At 63.0% G+C, this 12,142-nt stretch carries 9 protein-coding genes, 1 other RNA gene and 1 pseudogene; 1 reads left to right on the forward strand and 10 read right to left on the reverse strand.

From position 1 onward, the window contains the following. Nucleotides 1-65 precede the first annotated feature (65 nt). From DRB87_RS07730 to DRB87_RS07775, 10 genes and pseudogenes are all read right to left on the reverse strand, one after another. Complete coding sequence (locus DRB87_RS07730; RefSeq protein ID WP_130025488.1) at nt 66-374, reverse strand: hypothetical protein; 309 nt, start codon at nt 372-374, stop codon at nt 66-68. A 183-nt stretch (nt 375-557) separates the two neighbouring features. Next, nucleotides 558-878: a BrnA antitoxin family protein gene (locus tag DRB87_RS07735; RefSeq protein ID WP_130025489.1), complete on the reverse strand. Its 321-nt coding sequence runs from the start codon at nt 876-878 to the stop codon at nt 558-560. Between the two features lie 9 nt (nt 879-887). Beyond that, on the reverse strand, nt 888-1,154 hold the full coding sequence (locus DRB87_RS07740; protein WP_130025490.1) for a BrnT family toxin: 267 nt from the start codon (nt 1,152-1,154) through the stop codon (nt 888-890). 327 nt (nt 1,155-1,481) lie between these two features. Then, nucleotides 1,482-2,696: an integrase arm-type DNA-binding domain-containing protein gene (locus DRB87_RS07745; RefSeq protein WP_130025491.1), complete on the reverse strand. Its 1,215-nt coding sequence runs from the start codon at nt 2,694-2,696 to the stop codon at nt 1,482-1,484. Nucleotides 2,697-2,875: 179 nt separating this feature from the next. Next, nucleotides 2,876-3,234, reverse strand: a transfer-messenger RNA (tmRNA) gene (gene ssrA, locus DRB87_RS07750). A 30-nt stretch (nt 3,235-3,264) separates the two neighbouring features. After that, nucleotides 3,265-7,269: a DUF748 domain-containing protein gene (locus DRB87_RS07755; RefSeq protein WP_130025492.1), complete on the reverse strand. Its 4,005-nt coding sequence runs from the start codon at nt 7,267-7,269 to the stop codon at nt 3,265-3,267. A 111-nt stretch (nt 7,270-7,380) separates the two neighbouring features. Beyond that, a pseudogene (locus DRB87_RS07760) lies at nt 7,381-7,908 on the reverse strand (HAD-IA family hydrolase); the annotation flags it as partial. A gap of 198 nt (nt 7,909-8,106) precedes the next feature. After that, complete coding sequence (gene ubiG / locus DRB87_RS07765; protein ID WP_130025493.1) at nt 8,107-8,805, reverse strand: bifunctional 2-polyprenyl-6-hydroxyphenol methylase/3-demethylubiquinol 3-O-methyltransferase UbiG; 699 nt, start codon at nt 8,803-8,805, stop codon at nt 8,107-8,109. Nucleotides 8,806-9,010: 205 nt separating this feature from the next. After that, nucleotides 9,011-10,147, reverse strand: coding sequence for an alanine dehydrogenase (ald, locus tag DRB87_RS07770; RefSeq protein ID WP_130025494.1), 1,137 nt, complete (start codon nt 10,145-10,147; stop codon nt 9,011-9,013). A 105-nt stretch (nt 10,148-10,252) separates the two neighbouring features. Then, nucleotides 10,253-11,539, reverse strand: a complete 1,287-nt coding sequence (locus DRB87_RS07775) for a D-amino acid dehydrogenase (protein ID WP_130025495.1) — start codon at nt 11,537-11,539, stop codon at nt 10,253-10,255. Nucleotides 11,540-11,643: 104 nt separating this feature from the next. Here DRB87_RS07775 and DRB87_RS07780 point away from each other — a divergent pair, with 104 nt between their 5' ends. Further along, the gene (locus tag DRB87_RS07780; protein ID WP_017234859.1) at nt 11,644-12,132 is read left to right on the forward strand and encodes an Lrp/AsnC ligand binding domain-containing protein; all 489 of its coding nucleotides are present in this window, start codon (nt 11,644-11,646) and stop codon (nt 12,130-12,132) included. Nucleotides 12,133-12,142: the final 10 nt, after the last annotated feature.

Raw genomic sequence — 12,142 nt, forward strand, 5'->3', positions numbered from 1 at the left:
AATGCGAGGGTGAATCCAGAATTTGCGGATAACGGCCCACCGCATTGGATGGGCCGCAACCACAATTACCGCACCAATCGCGGTTTCTCGCCCCGCTTCGCCGTGTGAAGGATGACGTGGGGCCCCATCAACCTATCCGTCGCCACCATCGCCTCCGCGAACGTCTCGAAGTAAATCGCATGCTCAGGGTCGGACACGTGCGCTCGCCTGATTTCTCCTGCTGTCTCGTCCCACGCGTAACCGAGGTACTTCCTGTATTCGTGGAACCAGACAACATGCCCTTCACGCGTCAACGACTTGGGGAGATCGAGTCCGTCATCGCCTTGACCGTCGTTTCCTCCATCCTTTCCGTCGCTTTTGGTTGAATCGTTCATCCAAGTCTCCTGAAATGTGAGTGGATTGAGCCGACCTAACGGCTGAATCCATCATCGCAGGAGTGCCGAGCCTTGCGTTTCAGCAACTTCCGAATACCCCAGCCTATGCGTCGACACTCGAAACGTTTCGACACGCGGCAGAAACGCTTACAGCGTACGACAGACCAAGAGTGCCCCGTAAGATCAAGCAGGCAACATGTGATGCGACTGGGCATACTCGCGCAGGGCCTCATTCATGCGCGTTTGCCAACCATCGCCGGTGGCTTTGAATGCTTCCACCACGTCCCGGTCGGCACGCATGTTGAGCGCCACTTTTCGTTGACTCTCCGGCATTGCCGGGCGTCCCCGGCGCTTCAACACGGCATCGGCACGCTCTTTACCCAATACATTGGAAAGCACCTCGCGCGCGGGGCGCATCTTGCGCAACTGCTCATCGCTCAACGGTGCGCTATCCGAATCTGTTTCAGCGGCACGCGTAATAGCAGCATCCTCAGCGTCGGTCATCGGGGGAATTTACGCTTCGTCATACTTTTTCACCTCGCGTCGATTAGCTTTGCGGAGACTGATAACTCGAATCGACTCGTCTCTCACCGTAAACACCATGACATGGAGCCTGTCGCCAAGCGGGCCGAGCGCAACGAATCGCTCCTCGTCGTAGTCGTGCCGCTCGTCAATCGCCAGCAGTGCAGCCTCAAGGTCAAACAGTTCTGCAAGCGCCAGTGACAGCCCATGTTTCTCACGGTTCGCTTCGTCTTTCGCTGGGTCGAATTCGATTTGCATTTATTTATTGTATGGGCGAAAATTCTGTGCGTCAATGATTTTTTGTATGGGCATAAATTTGCATGACACAGCGTGAACCGCTGGAAAACGGGGCCGGCCTTCCGACCGAAAATCGTTCCGCAAGCATTTGCGCATCCCAATCGGGGTAAGGATCTTAGCCCTGCCGTCACCTCGCCGGATCGGAACATCAACGAGGCTCAACCTCATGATTCGAGCCGTTCTGGCGCGAGAATCATAATCCGCAGGTCCGGGGAGAGCCGAATCCTTGGTTCGCCTTCAAATCGAAAGCGGCTTCTCTTTGCCGATCGCTGTAGCCGCGGGTGGTCGTTACTTCGCGGACTCTCTCAAATGGTCGAGATAGTCAGCCCATGCCTGCATCAATCCCCGGCGCTTCTCTAGCCATTGCGTTCTGTTGTAGGCGCGCCCGAGCGAGTCGCGCACACAGTGCGCAAGTTGCATCTCTACCACTTCAGCGGGAAAGCCCAGTGCTTCGACTGATAGTGTGCGAGCCGTGGCGCGCCATCCATGTGGGGTGATGGTCTGGGCGTCGAATCCCATGAGCCTGAGCGCTGCCGATAAGGTTCCATCGCTGATCGGCCGTGCATCGCCGCGAACACTCGGGAAGGCGTGCCGTCCGGTGCCAGTCAGGCGATGCAAATCCCGCAGAATGTCGACCACCTGGCGAGCGAGCGGCACGACGTGCCCCGCACCGTTTGCCTTTTCCTCCTTCGTGCGTTTCATCCGGCTCGGCGGGATTTCCCATGTCGCGCCGTCCAAATCGAACTCCGACCACTCTGCCAGCCGTTGCTCGCCCGGCCGTTGGAAAAGGTAGGGGCTCAGTTTCAGCGCCGCTTCCACGACGGGATTGCCGGTGTAACCGTGGATCGTCCTGAGCGTCAGGCCAAGCTGCTCCGGGTCGATGATCGCTGCGTAGTGCCGCACGGGCTTGGGAGGGATCGCGCCGCGCAGGTCTGCGCTCGGGTCACGCGTGGCGCAGCCGGTGGCGATCGCGTACCGAAATGCTTGGCCGATGATCGAGCGCAGCCGATGGGCGGTCTCGAGGTTTCCCCGCGCCTCAACCCGTTGCAGCGCATCAAGGATCGTCGGCGCGTCCACGTCCGCAATGGGAATCCGGCCGAAGTAGGGGAAGACGTGCGCCTCCAAGCGCCGCAGGTTCCTCGCCGCGTGCGATTCGGAAAAATCCGCTGAAAACTTGCGGTGCCACTCCCGCGCGATACTCTCGAACGAGTTTGCCGCAGCGGTTCCGCGACTGGACTTTGTGGCCGCACGTGCTGCGCCCGGGTCAACCCCCTTGCCGAGCAGAGCGCGGGCCGCATCGCGCGCTTCGCGTGCGTCCTTCAGACCGACGGCAGGGTAGACGCCGAGCGCGAGCGTTTTCTGCTTCTGGTCGAACCGGTACCGCAGGCGCCAGTACTTCGCGCCGCTCGGCTGTACTTCAAGGTACGTGCCTGCGGAATCACCTAAGCGGTATTGCTTGTCAGCCGGTGCGGCCTTGCGGACGGCAATGTCAGTAAGCGGCATCTCACGGGTGGTGTTGGTGGTATCGGGTTCTCAGCCTAGCGCAGATGCCACCACAAATACCACCACGTACCACCGGAAAAGCGCGAATGGGAATCATCGACGGAGGAAAAGAAAAACCCCGAAGAGGCTTGCTCTATCGGGGTTTTGAGGAAGACTGAGACAGTCTTCGGAAGTGTTGTTGGTGGAGCCGGCGGGGATCGAACCCGCGTCCGCAAGTACTCTACGATCAGTTCTACATACTTAGTTCAGTCATTTGATTTAACCGTTTTGTCGCGGACGAACACGCTACGCAACAGCGATCCACTTGATTTTAGGCTCCGGCGCCGTGGCACCACCGAAGATTATCTGACGTGAATAACCTCGCTTGGTATTGCTACCCTAACCCGTCAGAGAGCTAGTGCGAGGCAGGCGCCCTTAGGCAGCCAGTGCGTACGAGTTATCGTTTGCAGTTACTAATTTTCCCATTGATTAACGAGGTGACGGGTCCTCGGTATGCCCTGATTCGCTTCGCTACCCACGTCGAAACCATGTCGGCCCCAGTGGTAACGCTGATTATGACACAAATGGCCTACTTAAGTTCAAAGTCCACCCGTGTCGTCGCCCCCTTGTCCTTGATGCCGTCCGCGTTGAGCTTCGGCGCCACCACGAACATCCGATCCGACGCGATCTTGCCGTCCAGCCACGACCGTACGCGCTGCGCCCGCCGATCCGCCAGCGCCCGCAGATCGTCGTCGCCCACCTTGACGTTCGTCTCCATGAGCTTTTCCATCTCGTCGTCCGGCAGCGATTTCGCAAACCCGATCATGTTGCGCGGCTTGGCAAAGTCCGCTGCCTTGTATGCGGCCGTCAAGTACTTGCTGCGCTCCTCCGGACTGACCTTCACGGTGTCCACGTCGATGCTCTCTCCCTTGCCGACCATCGCCTTGACCTTCTGCGCCTTGATCGCACGCTCCACCGCCACCTTGCGCAGACCGTCGGTATCCTTCGCCGGATCGACCCGGCCCTCGATATCGAGCTTCAACGCCGTACGATCCGTCAGCGCCTTGACCAGCGTCTCCAGCCGCTTCTCGCTCTCCGGCGTCAGACGCGCGCTGCCTGGCGCGAACTCCACGTAGCCCAGCTCCTGGTCGCCGCCGCCAAACGCCGACGCCAGCAAACTGAACGGCGCCGTCGCCGCCTTGACGATCAGGTTCACGAACGCCCGGAAAATCACCCCGCCAAGGCTGAACTGCGGATCGTCGAGCGAGCCGGAGATCGGGATGTCCACATCGATTTCGCCGCGCGAATTTTTCAGCAGCGATACCGCCAGACGCACCGGAAGATTGGTCGCCGTCGGACTGTCCACGTGATCCCCGAACGTCAACTGGTCGATGAAGATGTGATTGTTCGCCGTCAGCTTCGCCTGATCGAGCAGGTAGTGCACATCGACCGTGAGCTTGCCCTTCTCGATGGGGTAGCCCGCGTACTTCGTGGAGTACGGCGTGAGATTGGTCAGCTCGATACCGTCGGCCTTGGCACTCAGATCCACGAACGCCATCGGCGCAAGCGGATTGATCTTGCCGTTGATGCCGATCGGTGAATTCCGGTTGACCTTGCCTTGCAGCGAGACTGCAGCGGGCTCGGTCGTCGCCGTGCCGAATGCGCCGATTTGCCCACCGATATCCGTCAGGTTCGCCGTGTAGTTCGGCTTGACGAAGTTGTCCGTGAAGTTGATGTTTCCGCCTTGCAGCGTGATACGCCCGATGTGGACATCCGCAGGCAGCGCCTTGCCGGCGCCGTAGCCCGGGCCGCGCTGTGCCGTCGTCTCGCCAGGCTTCTGCGCTGGCGTCTCGACGCCCGTCGGTTGTCCCGCTTCCACGGCGGACGCCGCCGCATCGAGCGGTGGCTTGGCCGTCGATCCACCGAGCGGCACGCCTTCATTCGCACGCGTCAGCGAACGCGGTGCCGCTTCCTTGTTGCCGACCACATCGGCCAGATTCAAGCGCCCGTTCGCGTTGATGATCAAACGCGCGTAAAAGCGCGACAACGCAATGCTGCCCAACTGGACGTTAGGCTTGCCGCTGCCCACCGCCAGATTGATCTGCTGCACCGCCAGCGCATTCCAGCGCATGAAGTCATCCGTCGTGACCTTGTCGAGCAGACGTACGTTGCCCAATGTGGCATCGCCGCGATAGGTTGCCTGCGGGGTGTCGCCCTTCATCGCGAACGTGGCCCGCCCGTTGCTGGAGAGCAGCGCGCTCGCGATGCTCGCGTTCAATTGGTCACTCATGTACGAATCGAACGCCGCCAGATCGAGCTGCTGCGTCTTGATCTGAAGATCGGCCGCGAGCGGTTGCGGCGTGACGTGACCGGTGGCGTTAAGCGACCCTTTCTTATTGAGCGTGCCGCTGATGTCCACCTGCAACGGCTTGCTCATGTCCTGCGACGCGCCTTGCACTTTGACGTTGAGCGGTGCGAACGTCGCGTTGATCGGACGGCCTTTGACGTCGCGGTCTTCAAACCCGAGGCTGGCGTTTTCCAACGCCACCTTGCCGACAGTCCATTGCCAGCCACCGGCGCCCGCCTGCGCGTTCGATGAAGTCGCCGAGGCGGACGTTCGCCGGCCGCGCTCCGTGCCCACGCGCGCTTTGATGCCTTTGCCTTTGCGTTGGTTTGCCGCGGCTTTCGGCTGGCCGTCGCCGGTCAGGGCAAGCAGGTTGATCTTGCCGTCCTTGTCGCGACGCGCCGACACCTGCAGTCCGTTGACGGTGACCTCGTCGATCGCCGCTTGCCGCGCGCCCAGATCGAAGTGCGAGAGTTTCACTTCAGCCTTGGCCAGTTTGACCGGCGCGTCGCCCTTGAGACCGGTCAGCCATTCGATCTTCTCGAGCGTGGCCGTGGCCGGCGCAATCTGGACGTTGGGCTGCTTGTCGGGGGCAAACGCCGCGCTGAACCTGGCCTGGGCGCCGAGCGTGCCACTCTTCAGATCGCCCGCGAGCGCGCCTTGCGCGAAGGGCAGCAGGGCGGCGAGCGCAATCGACTGGGCCTCGAGTTCGCCGCTCGCGTTGTACGCGGGCAAGCTGAACTGGCCGTGGGCTTTGAGCGAGCCGCCGCTCTGGATACCCAGCGAGGCGTCGTACGTCGCGGGGTCCTTGCCGAGCGTCGAGAACTGCTTCACGCCGATCTGGATATTCTCCAACGCGAGGCTCGCCGGTTTCGCGCCGCGCTCGTCGGTCAAGCGCACCTTGCTGTTGACGAGCGAGACGTCGCCGACCAGCAGGTCGAGCGGCGCGGGCTCGGCAGCGGCCAACGCTTTCGCCTGGGCCGCTTCGGCCGCCGACGCCGGCGACGCAGGACGTGCCGTCTGCTCGGCCGGCACCTTCGGTGCCGCCTTGGCCGCTTCGCTCGCTTGCGGCGACGCCGCAGCCTGATCCACCGCCTTGCCCACCGCCTTGATGACCTGACGCTGCGGCAGCAGCGCCTTGGCGACATTGATCGAGCCGTCTTTTTCCAGCGTGACGTGCTGGTCGAGACCGTCGACTCGCACGCTGTCGATGTGATAGATATTGCCCAGCGGCTCGACCTTGCCCAGCTTCACGTCGACCTGTTTGACGGCGACGAGCGGCGAGCCGTCCGGCTCGTTGACCACGGCGTCGGACAATCCCGCCGTACCCGTGAGCAGCACGTGATTGCCGTCTTTATCGCGGGTGAAATGCAGCTTCAGATCGGTACTGATGGCGCCGCTCTTGATCTGCGCGGGCACGTTGACCGGCGAATACCCGAGGTACTTGGTCAGGTCGAACCGGTCGAGCTTGATGTCGACCGTCGATTCCAGAGAATCGGCGAACGGCTTGGTCTGGCCCGAGATCCGCACCGGCGAGCCGTCGATGGAGGCCTGCAGCAGCGGCTGCACGAAGATGTCGGTGTCGGCCGGCAGGTTCGCGATGAACGGCACGCCGACCTGCAGATGGTCGATAACGTGCTTTTCGTTCTGCACGGCGTCGTCGAAGCGCACCGTACCGTTCTTGATCTGAACATTATTCAGTGCAAAGCGAGCGGGCTTGGACGGCTCGGGCGACGGCGGTCCCGACGTTGCGCGATCGATGATGTCCGAGAAGTTGAAGCGTTGAGGGGCCGTGCGCACGATGTTGAGCACCGGCGTGTCGACGTAAAGCTCGTCGACGACCGGCGCAAGGCGGAACAGCGAACCCCAGGAGGCGTTCACGCGCAGCATGCCCACGTCCACGAATGGCTGCCCCGGCGTTTTGTCGCCGATGTGGACCTGATGCAAATCCAGGCGCAGTGTGTACGGGTTGAAGCTGACGTCGCCCACGCTCACCGGTCGTTCCAGATAGGCCGAGAGCTTTTCGATGGCGTAATGCTTGACCACCGCCGGCACGGTGAAATAACCGATGACGCCGAACACGGCGATCACCCCGGCGGTCCACAGGCTGGTCTTGCGCGCACGGCGGCGCACGTTGGGGTCGCGCCCGAGCGCGCGGGCACGAACGAGACCCTGTTGCAGACGATTGCCGTCGGCGGACGATTCCGGCGAGGCTGAAGGGGGTTTGCGATCGTTCTCTTGCTCGGCCATGCGGTCTCCCGTAAGTCGCCAGTGACGCAGGCGCCGCGCCACTGTTGCGCGGCGAGACAGACCCGGGATCGGCTGCGGTGGCCCTGTCCCGGGAGGTAATGACCCGACCCGTCAGGCCGGCAACATTACCAGCGGGGCGATCGCCCCCGCGTGTTCGACGACAGCGTCCGCCTGCCACTCGGCAGGGGCCAGCGAGTCGCCGCAATAGCCATAGGCCGCCGCGACAGTCGCCATCCCTGCCGCCTTGCCCGCCTGAATGTCGCGCAGGTCGTCGCCGACGTACACGATGCGCCCGGGCGTGATGCCCATGCACTCGGCGGCGTACAGCAGGGGGGCGGGGTGAGGCTTGCTGTGCGGCGTCGTGTCACCCGACACCACGCACGCGGCGCCCTCGGCGAGCCCGAGCAGTTTGACGAGCGGATCGGTCAGACGCGCGGCCTTGTTGGTCACAATGCCCCACGGCATACCACGCGCGGCCAAGGCCTCGAGCAGCGCGGGAATCCCGTCGAACAGGCGACTCTGCACGCACAAGGCAGCTTCGTAATTGGCGAGGAAGGCGTCGCGCAAGGAAGGGAACGCCGCATCCTCGGGGCGACGCCGAAGGCGCTGCCGATCAGCCCGCGCGCGCCGTGCGACGCTTGCAGGCGCAGCGTCTCGTAGGGGCCCGGCGGCAGACCGCGGTCGGTGCGTACCTTGTTGACGGCGGCGACGAGATCGAGCGCGGTGTCGGCCAGCGTGCCGTCCAGGTCGAACAGGACGGCGTGAACGTTGCCGTTGAGCAGTTGCGCATCGGCGGCGAAGGGCGTTGCGGGCACTCGGGCGGGGGGCTCGAACATATCAGGCATCGCGGGTGCACGCGATCATGTAGTTGACGTCGGTATCGCGGTTGATCGCGTAACGCTTGCTCAGCGGGTTGTAGGTCATGCCGCGCAGATCCCGCACCGTCAGGCCGCTGGCGCGGGCGAACGACGCGAGTTCCGACGGACGGATGAACTTGGCGTAATCGTGCGTGCCGCGCGGCAGCATGCGCAGCACGTATTCGGCGCCGACCACGGCCAGCAGCCAGGCCTTCGGGTTACGGTTGAGCGTCGAGAAGAACACATGACCGCCCGGTTTGACGAGCGTTGCACAGGCCGCCACGACGGATGCCGGCGACGGCACGTGTTCCAGCATCTCCATGCAGGTCACGACGTCGTACGTACCCGCATCGCGCGCGGCGAGCGCCTCGGCGGAGATCTCTTCGTAGTCGATGGACAGGCCGGCTTCGAGGCTGTGCAGATCGGCCACGCCGAGCGCCTTTTTCGACAGATCGATTCCCTTGACGTGTGCGCCCTGGCGCGCCATCGATTCGGAGAGAATGCCGCCGCCGCAGCCAATGTCCAGCACGCGCTTGCCGTGGAGCGGCACATGCTGCTCGATCCAGTCGAGGCGCAGCGGGTTGATCTCGTGCAGCGGCTTGAATTCGCTGTGCGGATCCCACCAACGGTGGGCCAATTCACTGAATTTATTGAGTTCTTGCGGGTCGGCGTTCATCACTTGCTCATGGACAGGGACGGCTTGGGGACAGGCAGAATGCCGCGCGGCAGCACGTGCCCGGAGACCGGCTTGACCGGTGGGCGCCGTCGAGATGAGGCAAGTATAACGAAGGGAGTGTGCCCATGTCCAAAGCGCGAGGCATGGCGCGGCGCCGGGTGTGAAGATCCCCGGCGTCGCGCCATGCCTCGCGTCTACATCGTTGTGCTTACGCTGCGGTCGGTAGTAAGTCCGCCAGTACGGCATGCGGATCGTGATAGACCAGACCCAGCGCGTCGGCGACACCACGGTTGGTCACCCTGCCGCGTGCCACATTGAGTCCGGCAAGCAGGTGCGAATCGGCGCGCATCGCGGCGACCGGCCCATGATCGGCCAGTTGCAGAATGAACGGCAGCGTCACGTTGTTGAGCGCGAACGTGGAGGTGCGCGGCACGCCGCCGGGCATGTTGGCGACGCAATAGTGCACGATCCCGTCCACGACGTAGACCGGATCGGCGTGCGTCGTCGCGTGTGAGGTCTCGCAACAACCGCCCTGATCGATTGCGACATCGACGATGACAGCGCCCTTGCGCATGAGCCCGAGCATCGCGCGCGTAATGAGTTTCGGCGCCGCCGCGCCCGGAATGAGGACACCGCCGATGACGAGGTCGGCGTCGTGCAAATGCGTTTCGATGGCGTGTTGCGTCGAATAGACCGTCTGCACGTGGCCACCGAACTGCGCATTGAGGCGGCGTAACGCGTCGACCGATTTGTCGATCACCGTCACCTGCGCGCCGATGCCCACGGCCACCGTCGCGGCATTGGTGCCGACAACGCCACCGCCCAGGATCACGACTTTGCCGGCTTCCACCCCCGGTACACCGGCGAGGAGCAGACCCAGTCCGCCATGCGTCTTTTCGAGCGCGGTGGCCCCGGCCTGAATCGACATGCGTCCGGCGACCTCGGACATGGGGGCGAGCAGGGGAAGTCCGCCATTCGCAGAGGTCACCGTCTCATAGGCAATGCACGTGGCGCCGCTCTTGAGCAGGTCACGGGTCTGGTCGGGATCGGGGGCGAGATGGAGATACGTGAAGAGTGTGTGATGGGGCTGAAGCCGGGCGCGTTCGACGGCCTGCGGCTCTTTGACCTTCACGATCAGTTCGGCGCGATCGAACACGTCGACCGCCGTTGCGGCAATGCGCGCACCGGCGGCGGCGTAGACCGTGTCGTCCATGCCGATGCCGGCGCCGGCCTGGGTCTCGATCCACACTTCGTGCCCGCGGGCGACGACTTCGCGCACGGCGGCGGGCGTCATGCCGACGCGGTATTCGTGGTTCTTGATCTCCTTGGGTACACCGATTTTCATGATGCGTCTCCTTTTTTGTGATGTGACAGTAAAAAGTGACGACAGCGCATGCCAACATTTCAGCGGCGCCAATCAAAACGGCACCCGAAGGTGCCGTCTGGAAGCTCAGGCGAAGGCCGGTTGGGCCTGCGCGTCGGGCGCGCGGCTGTAGCGCGCCACCGACAGATCGTCGGCCAGAATCGCGGGCCGCCGTCCCGACATCAGGTCGGCCAGCAACTGCCCGGAGCCGCAGGACATCGTCCAGCCCAGTGTGCCGTGTCCCGTATTCAGGAACAGATTGCGCAGGGCGGTGGCGCCCACGATCGGCGTGCCGTCGGGGGTCATCGGGCGCAGCCCTGTCCAGAACGAGGCGTCGGCCGTGTTGCCGGCGCCTGGATACAGATCGTTCACGACCATTTCCAGCGTGGCGCGGCGAGCCGGATTGAGCGTCTTGTCGTAGCCGACCACTTCGGCCATGCCGCCAACGCGAATGCGGTCGTCGAAGCGGGTGACGGCAATCTTGTAGGTCTCGTCGAGCACGGTCGACACCGGGGCGCGCGATGCATCGACGATGGGCACCGTAATCGAGTACCCCTTGAGCGGATACACCGGAATGTCGACAAGGCCGCGCAGAAACGGTGTGGTGTACGACCCGAGGGCGACGACGTAGGCGTCGGCGCGTTGCACCGTGCCTGCGCAGACCACGCCATCGATCTTGTCGCCGACAACGTTCAAACCGTCGATCGGCATGTCGTAGCGGAATTTCACGCCGAGTGCCTCGGCCATCGCCGCCAGACGCGTGGTGAACAACTGGCAGTCGCCGGTTTCATCGTTGGGCAGGCGCAGGCCGCCCGCGAGCTTGTGAGCAACGGCCGCCAATGCCGGCTCGGCGCTGGCGAGTGCCTGGCGGTCGAGCAACTCGAACGGCACACCGGCCTCTTCAAGCACCGCCATGTCGCGCGCGGCGTTCGCCAGTTGCTCGTCGGTACGGAACAGTTGCAGTGTGCCCGCCTGACGACCTTCGTAAGGAATGCCCGTCTCCGCGCGCAGCGCACGGAAGCAGTCGCGGCTGTACTCGGCGATCCGCACCATGCGTTCCTTGTTGACGGCATAACGCTCGGGCGTGCAATTGCGCAGCATTTGATAGAGCCACTTGAGTTGCGTGAGCGTGCCGTCCGGACGGATGGCGAGCGGGGCGTGCTTCTGGAACAACCACTTGATGGCCTTCATCGGAATGCCCGGCGCTGCCCACGGCGAGGCGTAGCCCGGCGAAATCTGGCCGGCGTTGCCGAAGCTGGTCTCGAGCGCCGGTCCGGCTTGACGATCGAGCACCGTGACGTCGTGCCCGGCCTTCGCCAGGTAATAGGCGCTGGTGACGCCGATGACGCCGCTACCGAGAACGATGACCTTCATTGCGTTGACTCCTGTAAAACCATGGTTATCCAGTAATAATTGGCATAGTATTATCTGATTGGTAGGTTTAGTTAATGTATATATCTGAAATTCAGGAATAAGTAATGAGAGTCCAGCAGCAATCGATCCGAACGCTGGATCGCCTCGATCGGCGCATTCTCGCGCTGCTTCAGCAAGACGGGCGCATGTCGATGAAAGACCTCGCCGAGCAGGTCGGCCTGTCGATTACGCCCTGCATCGAGCGCGTGAAACGCATGGAGCGCGACGGCGTGATCATGGGGTACTACGCCCGGGTGAATCCGGCCGCGCTTGGCGCCGCGTTGCTGGTATTCGTCGAGATCACGCTCGATCACAAGTCAGGCAACATGTTCGATCAGTTTCGGCGGGAAGTGCTGCGCATCCCGGAGGTGATGGAGTGCCATCTCATCTCGGGCGACTTCGACTATTTGATCAAGGCGCGCATTCGAGAGATGTCCGAGTACCGTAAGTTGCTCGGCGACATCCTGCTGCAACTGCCAGGGGCCGTGCAGTCGAAGAGCTACGTGGTGATGGAGGAGATCAAGGAGACGCTCACCATCCACGTCGAGGAGTGAGCGGGGGGCA

The sequence above is a fragment of the Pandoraea sp. XY-2 genome (assembly GCF_004193915.1).
In the GTDB taxonomy this organism is placed as follows: Bacteria; Pseudomonadota; Gammaproteobacteria; order Burkholderiales; family Burkholderiaceae; genus Pandoraea; species Pandoraea cepalis.